Here is a 22982-nt window from a genome sequence, read left to right as displayed (position 1 = left end):
TCCTGACCTTCCGCCACCTGTTGGAGAAGCACGAGCTGGGCGAGCAGATTTTTGAAACCGTCAAAGCCCACCTCAGCGCGCGAGGGATGACGATGCGCCAGGGCACGATCGTTGATGCCACCTTGATCGCGGCACCCAGCTCCACCAAAAACAAAGACGGGAAGCGGGATCCAGAAATGCACCAGACCAAGAAGGGCAACCAGTGGTATTACCGCTTCTCGGGGCTACGCCTACGGAATGAAGGTCCATATCGGCGTCGACAAGGACTCTGGTCTGATCCACTCGGTTGTGACCACGGCCGCCAACGTGCATGACCTCACCCCGGCGGCTGAGCTGCTGCATGGCGATGAAGAGCTGGTGTACGGCGATGCCGGCTACCAAGGCATTGCCAAGAGACCCGAGATGGAAGGGATGGCAGCGGAGTTTCGGGTGGCAATGCGACCGGGCAAACGCCGAGCCCTCCCTCATACCCCCGATGGCAGGCTGCAAGATCTGATAGAAACGGCCAAGGCACATGTCCGCGCCAAGGTCGAGCACCCGTTCCGAGTGATCAAACACCAATTCGGGTTCCAGAAAACCCGTCTGCGTGGCCTGGCCAAGAACCGCTGCAAAATCAATGTGATGGCAGCGCTGACGAACCTGTTCCTGGTCCGTCGACGTTTGCTTGCAACAGCATGACGAGGGGATTGGTGTGCCCCAAAGGGGCTGTTGAAAGGTTCAAGACAGAGCTGTAAAGCCAAAAACCCACCCAAATGACCAGCGAGCCGAGCCAATCAGCTGAGAAATGTTGATTTCGGTGGGTTGGTCGGTTCAGCTGCTGCGAACACCCCTGTTGCCCAGAGTTTCCCTTGCTACCGTAATCTACGCAATCAGCAGCTCCCATCAAATAGTCCAGTCAATAAGGGAGCGGTATTTCTGTCGTTACTCAATTCGGTGGTAACACTGAGCTGGATAGAAAGCTGGGTCTGGACCACGTCCTTATTTCGGATGTACTTTCCAGCCGCGACTCACTTAGTCTTATTGCCGTGTTGCAACTTCAAGAGACGCTTGGTGTACTAGTCATTTCACAAAAAGATTTTTTCGACGCTTGCTCAAGCTATTCGAAGTACATTAATGAGTCAGTCCGGAAATGACAATCAAGACTGAGCATTCAACTGTTGTCGGTGCTAATGACCGTGTTATTTCGCTTGTCTCAACCGGCTTAACTGCATTACGGCTCAAGCAATTGTTAGTCTTCCAACCAGGCTGGACAAAGACGGCAAGCCGGTTAAGTTCAACAATAGCGAGGGGTACGCCTTTGAAGAGGGGGCTGCTTGGGTTGCTAATGAAATGAACGCACCTTTAAATGGTTTTGAACGACATGCGACCCCATCGGTGGGTGGTTCTTCACCATCATAAGAAGGCGTGGGGTCTGTTCTGGGCAGGAGGAGGTCTGGATCAATCCGCCACCCTCAGAAAACGACATCACTCCAGCTACGTTGGTGATGGCCGCCTGAGTGGTGGCAGGGGCGTCACCTTTCCCGACAGCCTCCGTCCGGAGATACCTCCGTGATCTCAGTATTGTGTTAAATCTTCGGTTGAAAACTACGCGAAAGTGTCTTCACTTGCGAGGGCAAAGCAAAGGAATCTTTCAGATTATTTGGCGTATTTAAAGTATTCGAAGTCTTTGGCAAGGCTAGTGGCGACAATGGCCTTTGTCTCATGCTCGTAATAATCTTGCCAATTGGCTTTCCGATTTGATCGATTTTCCATTAGCTTACTGAAAGAGAAAGAATATTTGATTTCGCGAGCAATGCATAGATCGTTAAGTCTTCTGATGGCGAGCCTCATGTCTTGTTCGAACCTCTCTGCCTTTGCAATAAAGTTGATTCGATAATCTTCTATATAATTCCACTGAAGAAGGGGCGAGATCGCCTTTGATCTATAATCAGTCTGATTTTGAGCTTCTACATGGTGCGGCATGTCGGCTAATATGCATTCTCTAAAGCTCATGGATTTATAAGGAGGTATGTTCTTGTGATATTGATACCAGGATACGGTTCGGTCATAGGGATTCCTGGCGACGCAAAAGACAAACAGATCATTTAAATTGCACTTATTGTATAAGATTGCCGCTCGCTGGTGATTTTCGTATATAATGAGAGATCTCGTAGTATCGCTATCGCGGTTGGGGCCAAGCTGCAGCATAGCTAGAACTCTCTTGCTTGCACATTTTGGAATCGATGTAAAAGCGGCAATTCGCGTTCTGTCTAAATTATTGTGGATAATCGAATGCTTAATTGTATTTGCTAGGACGTCTTCAGAAGAAGTCTTTGCGGGGCTTGCGATGGGACTCCGATAGATTTTGTTGAGAAATTGACGTAACACGTGAGTGTGATGAGCGATTGAGGTGATGTAATTCTGGAATGGGAGGCTCTCAGCAGTGCCGGCTGAGCTGGCATTTACTGAAGTGACGGATGCTAAGGATCGACGCGGATCTCCCAGCCTGAGAGGACGGTGGGCCGCTCTCCAGGGCCGCGGGTGATCCTTTAGGCGAAGCGACTGCCGTCGGGGCTGATGAAGCTCACCAGGCTCTGGCCGTCGGGATACATCGCTGTCCCGATGCAGTCGGGGGTGACGCTGTAGGTCGCGAGCATCGTGCCGGTGGCGCCACCGGTCCCGCGGTAGGTGAGTTCAACGCCACCTTTACCGTCGTACACCTCACGGCCGGCTTCGGCGTAGGGCTTGCCATCCAACATGCCGACCGAGCTGTAGATGTAAGTGCCCTTCAGGGTGGCGCTGTTGCAACGGCCGGAAGGAGAGGAGGCCTGTTCCGCCCATGCGGCCGGAGCCCAGACCAGTGTCAGCAGGGATGCCAACAGGGCAGGCAGGGCTAGCAGTCACAAACGGGCAACCACGGAAAAGGAGCAAGACTTGCTCCAGACAGCATGACGTATGGTGGGATTTGTAAAGTTTCCAACGCGGCGTCGGTCGTCTACCGGCTGACCTACTCGACGGCCAGGACCGCCACAAGCTGCTGAGAGCGTGGCTAACGGGCGAGGAGTGAGTTGAGGACAGCGGCAGCAAGGCAGTACTCAGCCCAGCATCCTGATCCAGACCCACCACAGCAGAGCCACAGGCACCATCGCCAGAGCCAGCACAGCAAGGCTTAGAAGCTGTTCTGAGTTCAATTGGTCCACTTTGTCCTTGCAACCAGACGGGCCGCCACAGGCTGCTGAGAGCGTGGCTCAGGGGGAAGGGTGGTGGTTGGGCCGTGAGGGGTGAAGACACATGCGCACCCTTGCGACCGCTCCTTACTTCTGTTTCTACTTCTGTTTGCTCTTGTTGAGAACCGTTGAGAAGTCAGTTGTGGAGAGGCTTTTGCCTGGTTTTTATAAACTCTTCCTCCAGCAACATATTGAATTGCAGTAGTTGGCTGTCGCTAAGTAGTTGGCGACCGGCTAATGCAAAGTGCTGCTCGAGGAAGGCGCGACCCTGGCCCGGATCCCACTCCAACTGGCTAAGGAGCTCCTCACACTGGCTGAGCAGCTCCTTGCGCCGTAAGGGAGGTGGTGCGCTGGCGGGGTCGCTGCCATCGGCAAAGCCCTCCAGGGCCTGTAGGTAGGCGAGCAGGTCCCCGTAGCTGGTGAGGCGGTTGCGGTTGGGGTGGCCGAATACCCGCTCTAGATAGATGGCCTCCTGCTCTCGATTCCAGCCGAGCCGCTGCAGCTGCAAATCCAGTCGGGCCAACTCGCTGCTCCAATCCTCCGGGTCGGCCGGCGGTTCTTCGATCGCCTGAGCCGGGGGGGGGCTGGGCGCCGCTGGGCGCTCGGCTTGGGGTTTGGGCTGAACCTGGGCGGGCGGACTACTAACCCTGACGGGAGTGGGGGCGCTCGAAGTGGGGGGCGCGGCCACTGGAAGGTGTTCACCCAGGCGTTGGCGCGCTCGGTCTTCTGCTGCCTCGGCGGTCGATGCTTCGCCCAATGCCGCGTCGATTACCTGGCCAGCACGGCTTATTTGCACCAGCACCACTCGGCTGCCTGCTTCGGCATGGAGCAGCTGGACGTTGAACTGCAGCTCGCCTAACGGATGCTCCAACCCAGCTTTCTAGAGTGAAACCCATCTTGACCCGCTGCAGCCCGTGGAAGCGGAGTCGATCCAATCCCTCACCCCCCTGCTCAACCAAGCAGACCAGTGGCGTGAGGTGCTGTTGTTGCTGCCCCTGTTGGTGGCCCTAGAAGCAGTGCTCTCCGCCGACAACGCCATTGCCCTGGCGGCGATCGCCCGGGGCCTGGAGGATCCGGCCCGGCAGCGCCAGGCCCTTAATCTCGGCCTTGCTCTTGCCCTGGTGTTTCGGCTTGGTTTGATCGTGGCTGCCCGCTGGGTGCTCAATTTCTGGCCGCTGCAACTGGCGGCGGCGGCCTACTTGTTGTGGCTGTGCGGGCGCCACCTGCTGCTGGTGTGGTCTGAGCCCGAAGAGGCGGCAGGCGATGCCGCTGCAGCCGATGGCTCCGACTCTGCTGGAGCCCAGCCCGGCTCCCTGCACCACGCCGGGCTGGGCTCAATTGTGGCCACCCTGGCCCTTACCGATCTGGCTTTTTCGCTTGACAGCGTTGCTGCAGCAGTGGCGGTGAGTGACCGGCTGTGGCTGGTGATGGCCGGTGGGGTGATCGGGGTTATTGCACTGCGACTCACCGCTGAACTGTTTATTCGTTGGCTTGAGGTTTACAAGCACCTGGAAACGGCCGGTTATCTGGCGGTGGGTCTGGTGGGCATTCGGCTGCTGCTGCGTCTGGGCTTGCCCCAGGTGGTGCCGCCGGAGTGGCTGCTGCTGCTGCTGGTGGCTGCCTTGTTTGCTTGGGGCTTCTCGGTGCGCCTGCCTCTGGCGCCGAAACCACTGGAGCCATGAGGGTGGAGCTGCGCCAGATCGGCAGCGATCGCCTGCTCGATTGGCTTGAGGTGCCAGAGCTGGCTGAGGTACCCCCGCCAGGCCGCTGGCTTGAGGCTGGCGGCCGCAGTTTTCTGGTGCTGCAGCGGCGCCACCGCTATCAATTGCGCAATGGCTGCTACGAACTTGCCAGCGTCGCTCTGCAGGTAAAGCCCCAGCGCCAGCCCACCGATGCCCGCTGGTGGCAAAACCAGTGGGTGATCGGGAACCCCGACTGCCGTTTCAACGCCCGCAGCCCGCTGCTGCGCTGTGCCGTGCTTCCCGATGGCCCATGCGAGCGCTGCAGCCACTTCGCCTGTCCCTAGGGTGGGGGATCACGCAACACCTGCAATCCGTCAGCCCTCTCCAAGATCCGGCACCGCGATTGCCGATTCCAGTCCGGCGGCGGTGGACGCTGCTGCGCTCAGCAGCGATGCTCCTGAGCTGCTCGACTTTGCATCGTTTGGGCTGGGTGAGCCGATCTTGAAGGCGGTAACCGAAAAGGGTTACACCAAGCCCTCACCGATCCAGGGCCAGTGCATCCCGGCGGTGCTGGCGGGTCATGACGTGATGGCGGCGGCCCAGACAGGCACGGGCAAGACCGCCGGTTTCACCCTGCCGATGCTCGAGCGGCTGCGCCACGGCCCCCACGCCCGCGCCGGCATTGTGCGCTCCCTGGTGCTCACTCCCACCCGCGAGCTGGCTGCCCAGGTGGGCGAAAGCGTGCGGGCCTACGGCCGCTACCTCGATCTGCGCAGCGACGTGGTGTTCGGCGGGGTCAAGGTGAATCCCCAGATTTCCAGGTTGCAGCGCGGCACTGACGTGCTGGTGGCCACCCCGGGCCGGCTGATGGACCTCTACCAGCAGAAAGCCCTGCGGCTCGACCGGGTCGAGATCCTGGTGCTCGATGAGGCCGACCGGATGCTGGATATGGGCTTCATCCGCGATATCCAGAAAATCCTGGCCCTGCTGCCGCCCAAGCGTCAAAACCTGCTGTTCTCAGCCACCTTCTCTGGGGATATTCGCCGCCTCGCCACCGGTCTGCTGCACAACCCCGTGCAGCTCCAGGCCACTCCCGAAAACCGCACCGCTCCCACGGTGGAGCACCTGTTGCATCCCTGCGACATGGACCGCAAGGCTGATCTGCTCAGCCACCTGATCAGCAGCAACAACTGGCAGCAGGTGCTGGTCTTTTCCCGCACCAAGCACGGTGCCAACCGCATGGCCGAGCGACTCACCCGCGAGGGGATGTCGGCTTCGGCTATCCATGGCAACAAAAGCCAGGGAGCTCGTACCCGAGCCCTGGCCGACTTCAAGGCTGGTTCTTTGCGGGTGCTGGTGGCAACAGACCTGGCGGCCCGGGGCATTGATATTCACCAGCTGCCCCATGTCGTCAACCTAGACCTGCCGAACCAGGCCGAGGACTACGTTCACCGGATCGGCCGCACCGGCCGGGCCGGCCACAACGGCCATGCCATTTCCCTGGTGGCAGCAGAGGAAAGTGAGCTGCTGCGGGCCATTGAGCGCATGATCGGCACCCGTCTGCCGCGGCAGGAGGTGCCCGGTTTTGAACCCAAGGTGCTCTCAGCTCCACCCTTGGATCTCAGTGGTGGTCGGGGTAAGGGCAGGGGCGGTGGTGCTCGCCGTGGTGGACCTCCAGCAGGACCCTCCCGCAGCGGCAGCAGCGAAGGTGGACGCCGGGGTCGCTACAGCTCTGGGCGCTGATCTAGCCCTAACGGCAGCATTCGACACACCGGCTAAGGGTTGTCTCCGCTCGGATGGAGCCGTTGAAGTCTCCCCCTATGCCCTACGAGCCCGGATCCCCTGAATGCCGCGTCCTGATCGACTGCAAGGTTCAGATTGAGTCGATGCTGCTGGCCCTGGGGCGCATCGACAACAGCCAGCACATCCGCGACCAGCTGTTGTCTGTGCACAACCAACTTGAAGGGCTGCACGCCATCCACCGCAAGGCAGTTGCCGCTCCCCAGTCTGCGGGCCAGCCTTGAGAATCAACCAGCCGCCGGGGCAGCTAGGAGCCCGCTTTTCTGCTGTCCCAGTTCAAAACCGTGACAGGTGGCATAGGCGCTGGCCAGGGTTGCAACCCGGCGGCGCCTGTGGGGCTGCTGCTCGTGGCTGACCACGTAGCGGCCTGTCGTTTCCCTGTAGATCAGGCAACCATTGCCGGTTTCGCCGACGTAGGACAGTTCGTTTCCCATGGTTGCCGAGCAAGGTCTCTCTCCTCTTTAGCTGCAGTTACTGGCCTTGAAAAGTGAGGGAGTCCTAACAACACAGAACTTAAATTGGCCCTAGGGGGCCCCAAGCTGATCACCTGTGTTGCAGCCAAGTTGTTGCAGCAGGCTCTGGCCTTGGGCAGGGGACTTGCCCTCCAATTGGGCAGCTCGTACCAGCAATGGGCAACCAGCAGTGCCAACCACTAAGCCCGCATCGGCAGCAAGGGCCAGCACGGTTCCTGGTGCCGCTGCTGCCGACAACGCTCCTTTCGACAACACTCCTGGCTCTACCAGTAAGCAGCGAGCTTCTGGACTCAGTTGAGAAGCGAGCCTGGCGACCAGAGGTTCGGTGGCTAGAAGTTTCAGTCGCTTGCCCTGCCACTGGGTGACAGCGCCGGGGTACAGGCTCATGACCCGACGATGAATTTCCAGAGCCGACTGGTTCCAGTCGACTACCAGGTCGTCCTTGGTGAGCATCCGGGCGTAGCTGAGGCCCACTTCTCCCTGGGCACGAACCCCGAGCCGGGCAAGCCGTTCGGCTTCTGGTCCCGTTCCGGCTGCTTCTATACGCGGCAGGGCCTCTACCAGCAGCTCGGCGCTGAGCTGGGCTAGCCGCTGGCCCAGCTGCTGGGAGTTCTCCAGCAGGCCAATGGAGATGGAGCGCTCCAGCAGCACCGGCCCGGTATCAAGGCCCTCCTCCATGGCCATGATCCCTACGCCGGTGCTGCTGTCGCCCTGCAGCAGGCACCACTGGATCGGTCCAGCGCCACGCCAGCGGGGCAGCAGGGAGCCATGGGCGTTCCAGCAGCCCAGGGGGGGCTGGGCCAGCACCTCTGGCGGCAGGATCTGGCCAAATGCCACCACCACGTACAGATCGGCGCCGAGGGCGCTAAGCCGGGCTTGAAGCTCGGGCTCGCGGCGGATACGCTCTGGCGTGAATACCGGCAGGCCTAGGTCCAGGGCTCTGGCCTTGACAGGACTCGGCAATAGATCTTTTCCTCGCCCCCGTCGCCGATCTGGCTGGCTGACTACCCCCACCAGCTCGTGCCCTGCCGCCACCAGGGCATCAAGGCTGGGCACCGCGTAGGCGGGGGTGCCCCAAAACAGGATCTTCAAGGACAGATGATCAGGCCTCGCCAGTGATCGAGAGCCCTTCCACCCAGACGTAAGGGCAGAGGCCATCCGGGGTGATCTTGGCCAGGCCTTCAAAGCCGACGATCGCCTTCATCACTGTGCGGATGTCGCCGGCGACTGTGGCGGCTTCGATCGAGCGGCTGACCCCACCCTCAACCAACCAGCCGTCAAAGGGCAAGGAGAAGGAGCCCTGGCTGGCTTTAACTCCAGCATGCAGGGCCGATAGGGAGTCGATCACCACAACGGGGCCGGAATGGTTTAAGCGATCTAGACCCTGCTGGCCGCCGCCGCTGCCTGGGGTAACGCCAATCTCGAACCAATCGGCCCCCACCGACACCTTTGCTCCCATACCGGCATGGCCGGTGGGCGCCACCCCAAATGCTCGGGCGGTGGCCTCCGAGTGCAGGAAGTTTTTCAGCACGCCGCCAGCCACTAGATCTAGGGGCGCGGTCGGGGTGCCCTCGCCATCAAAGGCAGAGGCACCCACATTGCCGGGGTGCAGGCCGTTATCGCGGATGCTCAGAAAGGGCACGGCCACGCTGTCGCCGAGGGAGTCGCGGTGGCTGAGGCTCACCCCATCGAGCACGGCCCGGGCATTGAACAGGCTGCTGAAGGCCCCGATTAGGTCGAGGAAGGCTTCCGGGCTGAAAACACAGGTGTAATAGCCGGTTTCGATCGGTGCGTAGTCAAGGTGGGCGATCGTGCGCTCAGCGGCCTCATCGATGCAGCCGGCGATGTCGAGATCGGCGGTGCCGTAGGCCAAGCGCACGGCACCGGAACTGCGCGGTTTGCGGCCGGTTTCCTCGGCCCTGGCGTAGAGGTAGAGGCTGGCGGTGGTCAGGGTCTGGTGGCGGCAGGCCCCTTCGCTATTGAGATAAAGGCGCTCGCTACTGCGCTGAGCCAGGCCGTTGTAGGGAACTGTGCCGATGGCTATGTGGCGATCAAGCAGTTGCCGTTCGGCCTGTTTGAGGGTGTCCAGCAGGCTGAGGATCGGCTGGGGTTGGTGCAGCGGTTGATCTAGTGGGGCCAGGGGTGCGGTGGCCAGGGGCGAGAACGCCGGGGTTTCCTCCGCATTGCCAAAGGCGCTGGCGTCGCGGGCGCCGCTCAGGGCCCGGGTCAGTCCGGAATCGCTGAGGTCTGAGGTGCTGGTAATGCCTACTAGGCCGTCCCTGTTCCACACCCGCAAGGTGATGGCGCTGCGTTGGGCACCTTTCATCTGTTTGGCTTCGCCGCGGTCCACCTGCACGGAGGTGTCGGTGCTGCAGGAGGCGCCGAGATCCCATTGCTGGATGCCGGCGCCTTGGGCGAGTTGCTGGAGCCGGCCGCTGAGGACCTCGGCGTTCAGGGTCTGGATGGTGGGCTGGCTCATGCTCAGCGTCCTCCCACGGTGATCGAATCCACCTTGATGTGGGGCTGGCCAACGGTCACGAAGATGCTGCCGCTCACGGAGCCACAGAAGCCCGCTGCTAGTTCCAGGTCGTTGGCGCACATCGAAATGCGCGGCATCACCTCCTTGGCTTCGCCAATCAGGGTGGCCCCTTTTACCGGTTTGGTGAGCTGACCGTTTTCAATCAAGTAGCCCTCCTCCACGGCGAAGTTGAACTGGCCGGTGGGGCCGACGCTGCCGCCTCCCATCGACTTGCAATAGAGCCCCTTATCGACGGAGCCGATCAGCTGCTCAGGGGTGTGGGGGCCGGCGGCGATGAAGGTGTTGCGCATGCGGCTGGCGGCTGCAAAGGTATGGCCTTGGCGCCGGCCGCTGCCCGTGCGGCTGTGGCCGGTGCGCAGCTCGCCGGCTCGATCGCTGAGGAAGCGCTTGAGAACGCCGTTTTCGATCAGCACGGTGCGCTGGGGCTCCATGCCTTCGTCGTCCATCGAAAGGGAGCCGAAGGCGCCATCGCTGAGGCCTTCATCGATGGCCGTGACGGCTTCGTGGGCAATGGATTGGCCGACCATTTCGGCAAAGGGGGTGGTGCCCCGCTCCACCTGGGTGGTTTCCAGCAGGTGGCCGCAGGCCTCATGAAAAATCACGCCGCCGAAGCGGTTGGCCAGCACCGCTGGCATCTGACCGGCTTCGACGTAATCGGCGTAGAGCATGGTGCCCACACTCGAGCACACGTCTTGGGCGGCGGCGTCCGCGTCCCATTGGCGCAGGTCATCGGGGCGATCGGAGGTGCCGTAGCGGCGGCCGAGGCCGGCGCGGTGGTCGCCGTCGGCGGCAAGCACGTTTAAGCCGAGGGACTGGTGCAGGCGGATGTCGCGGGCAAAGGTGCCATCACTGGCAGCAACCAGCACCGACTGCCAGTCACGGGAGTAGCTGCCGCGCCTGGCCTGTAGGTGGCGGCCGTGGTGCTCGAGGCGGCAGGTGCCCTCAAGCAGCTTCAAGGTGGCTTCAGCCAGGGAGGGGCAGCTATCAAGCCAGTCCAGCTTGGCGGCGGCGAAATCGCGCATCACCTGCAGACCTTCGAAAGGGCTGGAGTTGCTGCTGCTGTGGCTCAGCCCGAGCATGCCGAGGGCTTGCTCAAGGGCCTGCATCAGGCCGCGATCACTCAGGTCGTTGGTGCTAACAAAGCCATCGCGGTCGCCCAGGAACACCCGGATACCAGCGCCCATGCCAAAGGCGGGGCTGACGCTGGTGATGGTGTCCTGCTCGGCCAGAACGCCGAGGTGGTCGGTGCGCTCCAGGAAAATCTCAACTAAATCGGCACCAGCTGCCCGGCCGCTCGCCAGTAAGCCCTCCAGCCGCAGCATCCAGCTTTGATCAAATGCATCTGCCACTAACCCTGCCGACTGGGCTGCAGCCGACTGGAGAACAACCGGTTTTGAGGCAACCAAAAGAACTCAGCGAAGGAATGATGTAACTGCAGTCCAGGCAAATGCAGACCTGACCTGACGAAAATGCTCAGCGCATCAAGAAAAATCAGCGCACTGAGGGCTGGAATTGCTCGCTGCGGATAGCAGGGGTGAAATAAAGCTTGGCCATTTCTGCGCCATTGGCGATCCAATAAGGCAGTTTGCGCAAAACTTTTATTGCTCCAGGAGCACTGCTTGAATCGGCCTCGCTGAGTTTGGCGTTGTTGCTAACCAGGCGCTCTAGGCGGGTATAGAACTTGGGATGGTCAACATCCAACACCACGGGGAAGACTCTGGCGGAGGTCTCGTTGGTTTTAGCAATCACGACCTTGTCGTATTCGCGGGCATCAAGGCCAAGGGCTTCGTAGAACTCTTTGCGAGCAACGTCCCGGACGTACATGGTGGCAAATACTGCCAGCAGGAAGAAGCGGCACCAAAGCCGGGCAGTGAAGCCGCGCACGGTGTCCGGCTGAGCCTTCATCAAGGCGTCAAAGAAATCGCCGTGGCGATTCTCGTCTTGGCACCAATTCTCGAAGAAGTTAAAGATCGGGAAGATCTTGCTCTCTGGGTTTTGCTCCAAGTGGCGATAGATGGCGATGTAGCGCCAGTAGCCAATCTTCTCGCTCAAGTAGGTGGCGTAGAAGATGAATTTTGGCTTGAAGAAGGTATAGGACTTGCTGGCGGTCAAGAAGCCCAAGTCGAGTTGCAGCCCAAAATCTCCCATGGCTTTATTGAGGAAGCCGGCATGGCGGGCCTCATCGCGAGCCATGTGGGCAAAGCACTCGGCAAGCAGCGGATTTTTGGTTTTGATGCGGCGGCTGAGTTCCTTGTAGAGCAGGAAGCCTGAAAATTCCGAGGTGCAGCTCTGCTCAAGAAACTCAACGAAAACCCTGCGGGTATCAGGATCTAGCTTTTCGGCTGCCCCCTCAAACTCGCCGTTGCGCACGAAGTGGTGGCGGTTGTAATCCTTGCGGAACTCCTCGCATATGGCCTCAAGCTCCACCTCATTTGGCCGCAGATCCATCGCCGCCATGGCGTCGAAATCTGTGGTGTAGAAGCGCGGCGTCAGGATCGTGTCCTTGGCCGGATCTTTGACGACTGGTGCACCGGGCGAGCCCACAGAGGTTTTACTGGAGCTGGTGGTAGCGCTGGCAGTTGTGCTGGCAGTTGCGGCGGGAGGCACCATCGAGGCTTGCGGCTTACAGCAGTAGTTGCATCGTAGAGGGCCTGGCCGTCAGTTCGGGCCGAGCCATTTCTGACCGTTGAGCCGCTGCACCAGCCGCGATACCAGCAGCGCCAGGCTCATCTTCTTCTCGTCGATCAGAAACGACTCCAGCAGGCTTGGCTGGCCGCCTGCCTCTGCCAATGCCACCGTTTTGGCTGAACTGATGTCTGGTTGGGTGAAGCACAGCCAGAAGCGACGCCGACCAGGCAGCTCCCCTTGAACCATCCAGCACTCCGACCCCACCACGGGCATGGCTCCTTGCACAAAGGCCAGTTCGGCAGCAGCTCCTCCGTAGCCCTGGATCTCCTTGGCCAGGGCCGGGATCAGTAGCTGGGGCACAAAGATCTCAAACGGCTGGTCTTCCACTGCAGGCGGTTTGGCTTTTGCGGGCTGATCTTTGGCAGCTGGCTGGGCGGATTCGCTCACCGTTGCAGGCCCCTTTCGGCATCGTCCTTGGACTTTACGCAGGTTGCCAGGCGCTGGGTTGCCCGGCAGCTCGCTCACCAGTCGTCGCTGCTGGGGCTGTCCCAGCCATCACCTACGGCAGCGGCCTGGGTAACTACCGGTTCGCCAGCTGGAGCTGGGTTACTGCCTTTGCGAATCACCCGGAATGGCACGGCAACGGTTGGGGCTGGTTCGCCAGGGGGTCTCGGCGGCCCAGCGGCGGCTCGAGCTGCGGGTCTTGCTGGTTCGCTTTGGTTTTGCTGCTGCGGCTGCCTCCAGTTCTCCTCGGGGTCACTGGCGCCGCGGCGCACTTGACGGCGCAGGTTGATCGGGCCAGTGCGCAGGGCTAGGGCGGCTCCGGCGGCGCTCAGCCCGGCTCCCGCGCTGGCGGCCAGGGCTATCCAGGCTCCAATTGGCAGGGCCGGGCTGGTCCAAACCAGCAGGCGCAGGGCTGCATTGGGTCGGGGGTTGAGGGCGCCTACCAGCAGCACCAGCAGCAGGGGAGCCAGCAGGGGGAGCAGCAGCAGGCGTTGCAGCAGGGCCAATGGATCGACTGGGGTGAGGAGGGCGGCCTAGGGGGAAGTCGTCTCAGCAGCTGGTGCCCCATGGGATCCTGGCTGGGGCGGCGGCCCCTGCCAACGGCGCAGGTTGCCGAGCTCGTAGCCGAGCACGTCAAAGACGCGGATCACCAGAAAATCCACCATGTCTTCGATCGATTGGGGCTGGTGATACCAGGCAGGCACCGGCGGGGCGATGCGGGCACCAGCCTCGGCCAAGGCCGTGAGGTTGCGCAGGTGCACCAGGCTCCAGGGGGTTTCCCTCGGGCAGATCACCAGGGGGCGCCCCTCCTTGAGGTGAACATCGGCGGCCCGCTCCACCAGATCCAGGGCTACCCCCGAAGCGATGCGCCCCACGGTGCCCATGGAGGCTGGCAGGATCACCATGCCACGGGTTTTAAAGCTGCCGCTGGCAATGCCAGCGGCCTGGTCGTTCCAGCGGTGGCAGCGCAGCCGCCCGGTGCTGACAGCGGTGCGTTCCCGCCAAAAGGCTTCCTGGGCATCAGGTTCCGAGGGCACCCTCAGCCCCAGTTCGGCCTGCCAGACGCCAATGGCTCCGCGCGAGGTGACCAGCTCCACCGCTTCTCCCGCCTCCAGCAGCAATTGCAGGGCCCGCTGGGCGAGGGGCTGGGCCGAGGCGCCGGAAACGGCTAGCACCACCGGCCCGGTTCCGGATGGCCGAACCATGGCTCAGACCTCGCTCAGCACCGCGATGGGCGCGAAGGGGTCGATGTCGTCCTGGTCCTGGTCCTGGTTTTGGGAATAGGAGTCGGCCGTCTCGCTCTCGTAGCCCTCGGGTAGCACCACGGCCAGGTCGATCTGGTGGCGCAGGGCATCCACCTTCTGGATCTCCACCTCCACCTGGTCACCCAGCATGTAGGTGCGACGGTTTTTGCGCCCCACCAGGCGGTTTTGGCGGGAGCGGTATTCGTACCAGTCGTCCTTGAGGGAGCTGACATGCACCAGGCCTTCCACCTGGGAAGGGGGCACCTCCACGAAGAAGCCGTAGCTCTGCACACCGCTGATAACCCCAGGAAGCACCTGACCCACTAAGGGCTCGGCCTGGCGGGCCTGGAGCATGGCCAGCAGGTCGGCCTGCAGTTCAGATAAAAAGCGGCGCCGGCCATTGAGACGCTGCACCAGTCCGTGCTCTTGAACTTCCAGGTAGGGAGTTAGCTGGCTTGGGGCCAGCAGCGGCCAGTCGATGGCGCCGTGGCAGGCATCCGATGCCAGATCGACGGTGGTTTTGTGGCGCACACTGGGGCGGTCCTTGCCCTCGGTGAGCAGCAGTACCAGCAGTTGCTGGTTCCACAGGTCGGCGTAGTGCAGGGTTGGGCAGCACCAGGGGGCCAGGGCTGCCCCCTCTTCCAGCAGGCCCGCCAGGGCATGGGGGCCGGGGCTGGTGCTGAGCTGGATCGGTTTGAGGATGGCCTGCAGTTGCTGCTGCAGGGCCCGGCTGCGGTCGGTGCCAGCGAAGGCGGCGGCCAATTCGGATGCACTGGCATTGCCCTCTTCGCTCAGCTCCAGCGGAATGTCGAGGGCCAGAGCGGCCCGGGCGACGTCATTGAGGTCGCTGGGGTCTGCCAGGGCATTGGTGGCATAGATCGCCGGCAGTTCCAAGCTTGCCAGGTGCTGCCCTAGGGCCTGATCGGCCAGCAGCACCGCTTCGCGCAGCAGGGCCAGGGGGTGGTGGGGCTCCAGGCTCACGAGCCAGCCAGCTAAGGCGCTGTCTGGGCCGGGAACAGCCAGATCTCCCAGGCTGTCGATGGCGGGCAGGGGCAGGTTGAGGTCTAGGGATCCCGCCGCTTGCCGCCGTTGGCGCAGCAGGCCGGTCACGGCGATGAGCTGCTCCAGCAGGCCCAGCTGCTCCTTCAGCCCCTTGAGCGCCGCTGGCACGGTGCGGCTCTTGGGTTTGCGCTCCGCCAGGGCATTCAGTGCTTCCAAACCGACTGCCGCCACGGGATTGATCTGGCTGCGGCTGAAGCGGTAGTGCTCAAGGCGGCCGTCAGCGCCCAGCTCCAGGGCCACCGACAGGGCTGCCTGCACCTCGCCCACCTTGAAGGCGCTGGCCTTGGCCAGAGCTGGACTCAGCAGCGGTAGCCACTGGTTTCCGGTGCAGTAAGCGTCAGCCTGGTTGCGAAGCCAGGTGTCCAGGGTGCTGCCGGCGCTGAAGCGCTCAGCGATGGCCGGGGTGTGCACCCACAGGGTCCAGCCGCCGTCGCGCTCCTCAATGGCCAGGGCTGGCAGAGCGGGGGCTTCCTTGCCGCTCCACGGTTCCAGCAGCAGGGTGGCTTGGGCGGTGAGGTCGATGCGCTCCTTGGCGGCCAGCGCTTTGAGGGTTGCCCGAGGTGGCTGGGGGCGGCTGTGGAGCCGGTGCTTGGTGAGCAGCAGGTCGAGGTCGGCTGCTTCCCCCCCGTTGATAGGCAGGCTGCGCGCCACATGGCCCTGGGGGGCGAACTGCCCCACCGGATAGCGGTCCACCAGCACTTCCACCACCGATGCCTGTTCGCCATCGAGATGGGCGGCGTCGCCAGCTGGCAGCTCCACCGCCGTTAGCAGGCGGTCGTCTAAGGGGGTGGCCACCAGACGCTCATCCTGCTGCTCGACCTGGGCCAGCAGCGAGGTGGTGTGGCGCTCAAGAACGCACTGCACCCCGCCCTCGGGTGAGCGGCGACGGCCGCCTTCGCGGGTCACCTTCACCAGCACTCGGTCGCCATTCCAGGCGTGGTTGAGCTGGTGATCGCGGATGTAGATGTCTTCGCCGCCGTCTTCGCGCAGGGCAAAGCAAAAGCCTTTGCTTGAGCAACGCAGCCGCGCGGCGATCAGTTCAGGGTCTTCGCGGCGGGCTACGCCTGCTTCGCTGACCTCCAGCAGGCCAAGGCGGCTGAGGCCGTCGAGGCCGATCTGAAGCTGCTGCTTTTCAGCTTTTTGGCTGATGCCCAGGGCTTTTTCCAGCTTTGTCAGCGGCAGGGCTTCCTGGGCGGGCAGCTGGTCGAGCAGGTCGGCGACCGTGAACTTCATCGATGGGAGGGCTGGCTGGACTGAAGCCGGTTGATGGCGGACTGGACTCGGAGCGATGCCCACGGCCGCCAAGGCCTTCATGAATCGATATTACTCAGCTGATGATTCTTCGGCTTCCGGGCTGCTCGATCGCTGGATCAGGCGTACGCCGATCACCAAAAAGCCAATCGATGCTGCTAGCTGCAGGGCATTGGTGGGGATCACGGCGGATAGGGAGCCGCCGGCGGCTGCGCCCAGCAGGCTGGCCAGCACCAGGGCAGCGGAACTGCCGGCAAACACCGCTCCAGGGCGGGTTGAGGTGCCACTGATGGTCACGATGGCCAGCTGGGTTTTGTCTCCCAGCTCAGCCAAAAACACTGTGGCGAAGGTGGAAGCGAGAAGGGCGAAGGGCATGGCGTAGCGCTGCGGTTAGGAGAGGGGAAGGTCGGAGGGGCTGGGCACCAGGCCCAGTACGGCTTGCCGGCCCAGCCACAGGCCCAGGGCCACCATCAGGATTCCCGCCAGGCGCTCCAACTGCTGTGGTGGCATCACCTTGGCTAGCCAGCGGCCCAGCAACACCCCCACCAGGCTGGAGCTGATTAGGGCCAGGGAGGCACCAACAAACACGACAACTGGCCTGCCTGATTGGGCAGAGAGCAGCAGGGCGGCGAGCTGGGTCTTGTCCCCAAGCTCAGCCAGAAAGACCGTGGTGAAGGTGGTCAGGAAGGCGGCTCCCCAGCTGCCTGCCCGGCTGGCGCTGGGATCGGGTTCGCTGCTCATAAACGCTTACGTATGGCACGCCTAAAGCGCTTCATCACCCTGCCACGGCCCCCGTATTCGCTGCGAATCTGCTGCAGACAGCAGCCGATAGCCAGGCGGTCGCCGGCGCCTGGATCATCAACCGTGCCAAACAGCTGCACCAAGTTGGCCACGTTGCAGAAGTCAGGCCGGTCCGCATAGATGCGGCAACTACGCGCGCCGGTGTTGAAGTTGATGCACCAGCCATCGGGGCCAACCATGGCCAGATACTGCTCCTGCTGCTCTGGGCTAAGCGCCTCGATTGCTTCCTGGCGCAGACTGGGATCCAGCCGGCAGCAGGCTCCGCAGCCGCTGATGCATCCCCAATGGGCCTGATCGTCCCTGGCCATCCCCCTGCAGCGATTAACTCCATTCAGCCACAGGCCAAGGCGCTTCTGCCGCTGTGACAAGCCGTCACAGAGCCCGCCGGCAGGCATGGGCCGCTGGGATCGACCCCTAACCTGTGCCCAAAGCGACTACTGCCCTGCGGCAGCAATCTCCATGGGTATCGACTTCCACCTGATCGCCAATTTTGCCGCCCTGGCACTTATCACCCTGGCTGGTCCTGCCGTGATCTTCGTGCTCTTCTACCGCCGCGGTGCACTCTGATCGCCGCTTCGGCCGAGGTTCCAGAGGGCGTGATAAATCGGCTCAGGCTGGATCTTGCGGCCCACATAGGCACCCACCACGGCGCTGAGCAGGATGCCGAAGAGCCACTGCTGATCCCCTGCCATGCGCAGGGCAAATAGCACTGTCATCAGGGGCAACTGGGTAGCCCCTGCTAAGGCTGCCGCCATGCCTAGGGCCAGGCCAAGCTGGCTGCTGCCCCCCAGCAGCTCCAGGCTGCCGCTGCCAAACAGGGCACCAATGGCGAAGGCTGGATCAATCAGGCCCCCGGGTATTCCCGCTGCCAAGGCCAAAATTGGCGCCACCAGCCGGGCTGCCACCAGCAGCAGCCAGCCGATGACGCTGAGTGGCGAGCCTGGCACCGGCAAGCTGCCGCGACCTTCAAGCAGCTGAGCCATCAGCGCTTCGCCATCGCCACCGCTCCAGCCACCGCTGGCCACGGCGATCAGGCCAAGGGCTAGGCCCAGTCCCAGCCCCCAGGCCAGGGGCCGTTGCCTTACTCGCAGGCGCAGCAGGGCTGAGCTCCGCCAGAGGATGCGGCTGAACAGGCCGCCCAGCAGGCCGCCACCCACACCTACGGGCAAGGCCCACAGCAGTTGCTGCCATTCCGGCTGGGTGGTCTGAACCATGCCCAAGGTGAAAAGCGGTGTGCCAGCGAGGTTGCTCACCAGGGCTGCTGCTGAGCAGACCACTACTGCCGGCCACAGCACGGCTGTTTGGAAGCTTCCGGTGAGTTCCTCCATTACAAACACAGCTCCCATCAGCGGGCTGTTAAAGCCCCCTGCCAGGCCGGCGCCAGCGCCGATTGCCATCAGGCTCTGGGTGCTGAGTTTGGCCAGCAAGCGGGGGAAGCGTTGCCGCAGGCGGTAGGCCACTGCCGCGCCCAACTGCACTACGGGCCCCTCGCGGCCGAGGGGCAGCAGGGCGAGGCTGGCCGCCGACCAGAGGCAGAGCCGCGCCACGGTGGCGAAGGGTGCCATCAAAGCGGCGGCCTGCTCGGGATCCTCGAGGCTCTCGATCGTTTGGGGTATGCCCGAGCCCGCACCCCGGGCCCAGGAGCCGGCCTGAAGCCAAAGCAGCGCTGGCATCACCAGCACCGGCGCCAGGGCGATCGCCAGGCCCTGCAGCGTCCAGGCCCCGCCGGCAAAGTTGGGCAGGGCCTGCAGCAGCAGCTCCTGGGCGTGGTCCACCAGATTCAGGGGCCAGCAAGCCAAGCCCACCAGCAGCCCCAACAGCAGGAGCTGCAACAGGAAGTGGAGCTGGCCGCGGTTTAGGGGCAAGGACATCTCAGGCGACCAGCCCCAGGGCCAGGGCCGCATCCTGCATCAGGGCGCGGACGTAGGGGTGGTCGTGGCTGGTGCCCTCGGCGCTGGTGAGTTCGTCGCCGGCCGCATTGCGCACCACCAGCCCAGCCCCCTCGCGGCGACACCAGTAGGTGCGGTTGTGGCGTTGCAACACCACCTCACCACCATCAAAGGCTCCACCAGCACTGGCTCGCAAGCCCACCAGTTCCAGCTGGAGCCGCTCCTCCCCCTGCCAGGAGTCGAGCCGCAGGCGGTAGGCCACATCGACCAATGCCGGCAGGTTGGTTTCACCCTGCCAGCGCCAGCCCATGGCGCGTAGGCGCGCCTCGCTCTGGTGCAGCTCCAGTTGCAGGTGGCCACCGCGCAATAGCTTCTGGGCCGCCACCTGGCAGCCCTGGCTCCAGAACACGGGCTGGGGGTGGCCGATGCCGAAGGGCTCGAGCCGTTGCAGCTGGCGGTAAAAGCTGCGGTTGATCTGCTCGAAGCTGAGCAGGGCTTCCGGTTCTACCGGGGTGCCATGGCCTGCCTGCTGCAGCCAGGTTTGGGCCAGTTGGTTCAGCTGCTCGTGCAGGGCGGCCACCTGCTCGGCGCGCACGGTGAAGCCCCCGGCGGCGGGGTGGCCGCCGAAGCGCTCCAGTAGGGGCGCGCACTGCTGCAGGGCCCCGTCCACCGCAAAGCCCCGGGGCGCCCGCACCGAGGCCCGCAGGCGGCCGTTGCCCTCGCCAGCGAGCAGGGCGGCGGGCAGGCCGAAGCGCTCCACCAGCCGGGCGGCGACGATGCCGATCACGCCGTGGTGCCAGTGGTTCTGGGCCAGCAGCAGGAAGGCCGGGCGCTGGGGACCATCGGCCTCCAGCAGGGCCAGAGCCTCGGCTTCGATGGCGGTGCAGAGGTCGCGGCGCTGGCGGTTGAGCGCTTCGCAATCGCGGGCCAGGGCCAGGGCCCGGCTTGGATCTTCGGTGGTGAGCAACTCCACGACTAGCTGGGGATCTCCAAGTCGGCCGACGGCGTTGATCCGCGGCGCGATCTGGAAGCCCACCGCCTGGGCATCGAGGGGCGTCTCGTCGAGGCCAGCTAGCTGTTGCAGGGCCTGGAGCCCCACCAGGGGGCTGCGGCCCAGCTCGGGCAGGCCGTCGATCAGCCAGCGCCGGTTCACCCCCACCAGCGGAGCCATGTCGGCGATCGTGCCGATACAAAACAGATTGAGAGCAATCTGCTGGCCGTCGGTGTGCCGCAGGCTTTGACAGAGCGCCGCCGCCAACACGTAGGCCAGCCCCACCCCCGCCAGGCTCCGATAGGGGGATTCGGGCGGGGTGCGCTGGGGATGCAGCAGGGCCAGGTGCGGCGGCAGCGGATCGGGAATTGTGTGGTGGTCCGTGAGGATCGCCTCGACGCCAAGGGCTTGGGCCCGCTCCAGGGCCTCCAGGGCAGACACCCCGTTGTCGACGGTCACCAGCAGGGCGACCCCCTGCTCCGCCAGCTTCTCCACCATGGCGGCGTTGAGGCCGTAGCCGTCATCCATGCGGCTGGGGATCGCCGCGATCGGCCTGGCGCCAAGGCGCTGCAGCACTCCCACCAGCAGGGCCGTGCTGGTCATGCCGTCGGCGTCGTAGTCGCCGCAGATCGCCACCGCTTCCCCCTGGCTGCAGGCGCGCTTCAGCCGCGCGACGGCCTTGGCCAGGTCGGGGAAGTGGCGCCGGGCCGCCGGTGCCGCCTCCGGATCCAGCAGGGCAGCGATGGCCTCAGGGGTGGTGAAGCCCCGGCGGCTGAGCAGCGCCAGTAGCGGTTCGGGCAGGGGATCGGTGGCCGGCTCTGCCTTCAGGGCGCCAGGCGCCAATGGAGCGGGCAGGTGCCAGCGTTGCTCGTGGAGGGCTGGCAGCAACGACACAACAACCGGGACCAAGTCATTGTGCGGGACCTGCTGCTAGGCCGCATCCCCCAGAATCGATGAGCCCTAGCCTGATAAGCCCTGGTGCGAGCAGCTGATGGCCCTGCAAGCCCTGCTCTGGGATGTCGACGGCACCCTGGCGGAGACCGAGCGGGATGGCCATCGCTTGGCTTTCAACCGGGCCTTTGCCGACGTTGGTGTGCCGCTGCATTGGGATCCCGCCCGCTACGGCGAGCTGCTGGCCATCAGCGGTGGCGGGGAGCGGATCACTGCTGCCCTTGCGGAGCTGCTGGGCGATCCGCCACCGCCAGAGTTGGTCGCTGAGCTGCAGGCCCGCAAGCAAGACCATTACGCAGCTCTGGTGGCCGCCGGTGAGTTGCGGCTGCGCCCCGGGGTGGCCGAGCTGATCGCTGCGGCTGGCTCGGCTGGCCTGAGCCAGGTGATCGTGACCACCAGCGGTCGCGCCGCGGTGACGGCCCTGGCGGAGCACCTGCTGGGCGGGCTCTGCCAGCACTTCGCCTTCTGGGTGTGCGGCGAAGATGTGGCCTGTAAGAAGCCCGATCCGGAGGCCTACCAGCTGGCCCTTCAGCAGCTGGGCTGCCCCGCCAGCACGGCGCTGGCCCTGGAAGATTCCGGCAATGGTCTTGCGGCCGCCGCCAGCGCCGGACTGGCCTGCCTGCTCACCCTTAGTCACTACGGCAGTGCGGAGCCGCCGCAGCGCTTTGCGCGGGCGCGGGCGGTGGTGGATCAGTTGGGCGCTGGAGCGGCCGTGCTGCGGGGGCCCGCTTGTCAGGGCCGGCAGATCACGCTCTCCTATGTCCAGGCCTTGCTGGAGGATTCGCCCCCGTGACGCGTTCGAACCTGCAGCCCACCCGCTTCAATCGGGCTATCGAGCGGCTAGGAGCCCAGCTGCTGGGCAATGTGCGTGGCAATTGGCGCCACCGCAGCAGCGTGGTTTTGGCCCTGCTGCTGGGCTTTTACGCCGGCAGCAACATCACCGCATACGTGCTGCTGCAGATCCCCGGTGGGCGACCGATGGCAGTGCTGACAATGGTGCTGCTGGTGGAGCTGGTCGTGCGCGTGCGCGGCCGATTGGTTCGAGCCACGCCCGGACTTGGCTGGGTGCTGGTCGACAACCTGCGCATTGGCATGGTGTATGCAGTAGTGATTGAGGCTTTCAAGCTCGGCACCTGATGGATTCCCAGCTAGAGCGCAGGTTTGTGGAACCCCTGCTGGCCCAGTTGCAGATGCTGGGCTCCAGGGGCCAGCGCGCGGTGCTGGCCCTCAATGGGCCGGTGGGCGCTGGTAAATCCACCATGGCTCGAGTGCTGCAGCAACGGGCCGCCGGCCTTGGGCTGGGGCTGGCAGTGGCCTCAATCGACGACTTTTACCTGCCCTGGGAGCAGCGGCAACGAGCGCTTGAATGCAACCCTTTTGGCGTATCACGGGTGCCGCCGGGCAGTCATGACGTGGCCCTGGCGCTGGACTGTCTCGACGTCTGGCAGGCCGGCGGCGCCCTGCGGCTGCCTCGTTTTGACAAGACCCTGCGGGATGGCCTGGGTGACCGCTCTGCTGAGGAGCTGGTGGAAGCGGAGGTATTGCTGTTGGAGGGCTGGCTGCTCGGTTGCCGCTCCCTGGGCAGGGAAGCCCTAGCCACTATTCAGCCTCCGGCCGGGCTCAGCTCCGAGGAGCTGGCCTGGCTGCCCCACTGGGACCAAGTTCTTGAGGCCTATCAGCCGCTTTGGCAGCGCTGCGCCCAACTGTGGTTGTTGCGTCCCCAAAGCTGGCAGTCGCCGCGCCGTTGGCGCCTGCAGGCGGAGGCGAAACAGCGCCGCCGCGGCGAAGCCTGGTTGCCAGCGACTGAGCTGGATCGCGTGGTGCGTGCCAGCCTTTGTTGTCTACCCCCATCCCTTTATCAGAATCCCCTGCTTGAGCTAGCCAGCGGTTACGCCGTGCTGGACAGCCGCCGTCGCTGGATTGGCGGCAGCTGCGTTAGCTCAGAGTCGTAGTTGAGTATT

The 22982-nt window shown here is 63.6% G+C and carries 25 protein-coding genes and 1 pseudogene; 9 read left to right on the top strand and 17 right to left on the bottom strand.

What is annotated here, in order from left to right; genetic code table 11:
* Positions 1 to 678 (top strand): annotated as a pseudogene (locus tag KBY75_RS11855) (IS5 family transposase); the annotation flags it as partial.
* A 957-nt stretch (positions 679 to 1635) separates the two neighbouring features.
* Here KBY75_RS11855 and KBY75_RS15450 read toward each other — a convergent pair.
* From KBY75_RS15450 to KBY75_RS11845, 3 genes are all read right to left on the bottom strand, one after another.
* The gene (locus tag KBY75_RS15450; protein WP_396098279.1) at positions 1636 to 2367 is read right to left on the bottom strand and encodes a sulfotransferase family 2 domain-containing protein; all 732 of its coding nucleotides are present in this window, start codon (positions 2365 to 2367) and stop codon (positions 1636 to 1638) included.
* A gap of 161 nt (positions 2368 to 2528) precedes the next feature.
* Positions 2529 to 2738 (bottom strand): hypothetical protein, encoded by a 210-nt coding sequence (locus KBY75_RS11850; RefSeq protein WP_255024035.1) that lies wholly within the window; start codon positions 2736 to 2738, stop codon positions 2529 to 2531.
* A gap of 604 nt (positions 2739 to 3342) precedes the next feature.
* Positions 3343 to 4077, bottom strand: coding sequence for a hypothetical protein (locus tag KBY75_RS11845; RefSeq protein WP_255024034.1), 735 nt, complete (start codon positions 4075 to 4077; stop codon positions 3343 to 3345).
* A 43-nt stretch (positions 4078 to 4120) separates the two neighbouring features.
* Here KBY75_RS11845 and KBY75_RS11840 point away from each other — a divergent pair, with 43 nt between their 5' ends.
* From KBY75_RS11840 to KBY75_RS11825, 4 genes are all read left to right on the top strand, one after another.
* Complete coding sequence (locus KBY75_RS11840; RefSeq protein WP_255024033.1) at positions 4121 to 4888, top strand: TerC family protein; 768 nt, start codon at positions 4121 to 4123, stop codon at positions 4886 to 4888.
* On the top strand, positions 4885 to 5232 hold the full coding sequence (locus tag KBY75_RS11835) for a DUF6464 family protein (RefSeq protein WP_255024032.1): 348 nt from the start codon (positions 4885 to 4887) through the stop codon (positions 5230 to 5232). Before KBY75_RS11840 ends, KBY75_RS11835 begins: the two co-directional genes overlap by 4 nt.
* Before the next feature lie 142 nt (positions 5233 to 5374).
* Positions 5375 to 6631: a DEAD/DEAH box helicase gene (locus KBY75_RS11830; RefSeq protein ID WP_255024038.1), complete on the top strand. Its 1257-nt coding sequence runs from the start codon at positions 5375 to 5377 to the stop codon at positions 6629 to 6631.
* A gap of 62 nt (positions 6632 to 6693) precedes the next feature.
* On the top strand, positions 6694 to 6912 hold the full coding sequence (locus tag KBY75_RS11825) for a hypothetical protein (RefSeq protein ID WP_396098276.1): 219 nt from the start codon (positions 6694 to 6696) through the stop codon (positions 6910 to 6912).
* Positions 6913 to 6915: 3 nt separating this feature from the next.
* Here KBY75_RS11825 and KBY75_RS11820 read toward each other — a convergent pair whose 3' ends face one another.
* The 12 genes from KBY75_RS11820 to KBY75_RS11765 all read right to left on the bottom strand — a co-directional run bounded on the left by KBY75_RS11820 (position 6916) and on the right by KBY75_RS11765 (position 17498).
* A complete protein-coding gene (locus tag KBY75_RS11820) occupies positions 6916 to 7122 on the bottom strand; it encodes a hypothetical protein (RefSeq protein WP_255024031.1) in 207 nt (68 codons plus the stop codon).
* Between the two features lie 90 nt (positions 7123 to 7212).
* Positions 7213 to 8253, bottom strand: coding sequence for a methionyl-tRNA formyltransferase (gene fmt, locus KBY75_RS11815; RefSeq protein ID WP_255024030.1), 1041 nt, complete (start codon positions 8251 to 8253; stop codon positions 7213 to 7215).
* A 10-nt stretch (positions 8254 to 8263) separates the two neighbouring features.
* A complete protein-coding gene (locus tag KBY75_RS11810) occupies positions 8264 to 9640 on the bottom strand; it encodes a TldD/PmbA family protein (RefSeq protein WP_254936393.1) in 1377 nt (458 codons plus the stop codon).
* 2 nt (positions 9641 to 9642) lie between these two features.
* Positions 9643 to 11022, bottom strand: a complete 1380-nt coding sequence (locus KBY75_RS11805) for a TldD/PmbA family protein (RefSeq protein ID WP_254936392.1) — start codon at positions 11020 to 11022, stop codon at positions 9643 to 9645.
* 169 nt (positions 11023 to 11191) lie between these two features.
* Positions 11192 to 12310: a magnesium-protoporphyrin IX monomethyl ester (oxidative) cyclase gene (gene acsF / locus KBY75_RS11800; RefSeq protein WP_255024029.1), complete on the bottom strand. Its 1119-nt coding sequence runs from the start codon at positions 12308 to 12310 to the stop codon at positions 11192 to 11194.
* A 48-nt stretch (positions 12311 to 12358) separates the two neighbouring features.
* The gene (locus KBY75_RS11795; RefSeq protein ID WP_254936390.1) at positions 12359 to 12775 is read right to left on the bottom strand and encodes a DUF2996 domain-containing protein; all 417 of its coding nucleotides are present in this window, start codon (positions 12773 to 12775) and stop codon (positions 12359 to 12361) included.
* Between the two features lie 74 nt (positions 12776 to 12849).
* Positions 12850 to 13338: a hypothetical protein gene (locus tag KBY75_RS11790; RefSeq protein WP_255024028.1), complete on the bottom strand. Its 489-nt coding sequence runs from the start codon at positions 13336 to 13338 to the stop codon at positions 12850 to 12852.
* 27 nt (positions 13339 to 13365) lie between these two features.
* Positions 13366 to 14037, bottom strand: a complete 672-nt coding sequence (locus tag KBY75_RS11785) for a flavin prenyltransferase UbiX (protein ID WP_254936388.1) — start codon at positions 14035 to 14037, stop codon at positions 13366 to 13368.
* 3 nt (positions 14038 to 14040) lie between these two features.
* The gene (locus tag KBY75_RS11780; RefSeq protein WP_255024027.1) at positions 14041 to 16371 is read right to left on the bottom strand and encodes an RNB domain-containing ribonuclease; all 2331 of its coding nucleotides are present in this window, start codon (positions 16369 to 16371) and stop codon (positions 14041 to 14043) included.
* Positions 16372 to 16461: 90 nt separating this feature from the next.
* Positions 16462 to 16764, bottom strand: a complete 303-nt coding sequence (locus KBY75_RS11775) for a TMEM165/GDT1 family protein (RefSeq protein WP_254936386.1) — start codon at positions 16762 to 16764, stop codon at positions 16462 to 16464.
* Between the two features lie 15 nt (positions 16765 to 16779).
* The gene (locus tag KBY75_RS11770; protein WP_254936385.1) at positions 16780 to 17130 is read right to left on the bottom strand and encodes a TMEM165/GDT1 family protein; all 351 of its coding nucleotides are present in this window, start codon (positions 17128 to 17130) and stop codon (positions 16780 to 16782) included.
* A complete protein-coding gene (locus KBY75_RS11765; RefSeq protein WP_254936384.1) occupies positions 17127 to 17498 on the bottom strand; it encodes a YkgJ family cysteine cluster protein in 372 nt (123 codons plus the stop codon). The genes KBY75_RS11770 and KBY75_RS11765 overlap by 4 nt, the downstream gene beginning before the upstream one ends.
* 85 nt (positions 17499 to 17583) lie before the next feature.
* On the opposite strand from KBY75_RS11765, the gene psb30 reads away from it, so the two are divergent.
* Complete coding sequence (psb30, locus tag KBY75_RS11760; protein WP_254936383.1) at positions 17584 to 17757, top strand: photosystem II reaction center protein Ycf12/Psb30; 174 nt, start codon at positions 17584 to 17586, stop codon at positions 17755 to 17757.
* Here the strand turns inward: psb30 and KBY75_RS11755 are convergent.
* Together KBY75_RS11755 and recJ are read right to left on the bottom strand one after the other, a co-directional pair.
* Entirely contained in the window at positions 17736 to 19061 is a 1326-nt protein-coding gene (locus tag KBY75_RS11755; RefSeq protein ID WP_255024026.1) for a chloride channel protein, read from the bottom strand. The genes psb30 and KBY75_RS11755 overlap by 22 nt on opposite strands.
* A 1-nt stretch (position 19062) precedes the next feature.
* Entirely contained in the window at positions 19063 to 20979 is a 1917-nt protein-coding gene (recJ, locus tag KBY75_RS11750) for a single-stranded-DNA-specific exonuclease RecJ (protein WP_255024025.1), read from the bottom strand.
* Positions 20980 to 21061: 82 nt separating this feature from the next.
* Here recJ and KBY75_RS11745 point away from each other — a divergent pair, with 82 nt between their 5' ends.
* The 3 genes from KBY75_RS11745 to KBY75_RS11735 are packed head-to-tail and all read left to right on the top strand — an operon-like array spanning position 21062 to position 22973.
* Positions 21062 to 21814 carry an HAD-IA family hydrolase gene (locus KBY75_RS11745; RefSeq protein WP_255024024.1) on the top strand — a complete coding sequence of 251 codons (753 nt, stop codon included), beginning with the start codon at positions 21062 to 21064 and terminating at the stop codon, positions 21812 to 21814.
* Entirely contained in the window at positions 21811 to 22158 is a 348-nt protein-coding gene (locus KBY75_RS11740; RefSeq protein WP_255024023.1) for a DUF565 domain-containing protein, read from the top strand. The genes KBY75_RS11745 and KBY75_RS11740 overlap by 4 nt, the downstream gene beginning before the upstream one ends.
* On the top strand, positions 22158 to 22973 hold the full coding sequence (locus KBY75_RS11735) for a hypothetical protein (RefSeq protein ID WP_255024022.1): 816 nt from the start codon (positions 22158 to 22160) through the stop codon (positions 22971 to 22973). Before KBY75_RS11740 ends, KBY75_RS11735 begins: the two co-directional genes overlap by 1 nt.
* The last annotated feature ends 9 nt before the right edge of the window (positions 22974 to 22982 follow it).

It is taken from the genome of Cyanobium sp. T1G-Tous (genome assembly GCF_024345455.1).
Lineage (GTDB): Bacteria > Cyanobacteriota > Cyanobacteriia > PCC-6307 > Cyanobiaceae > Cyanobium_A.
Note: the sequence above shows the minus strand (reverse complement) of the source record. Positions and strands in the feature narration are given on the sequence as shown.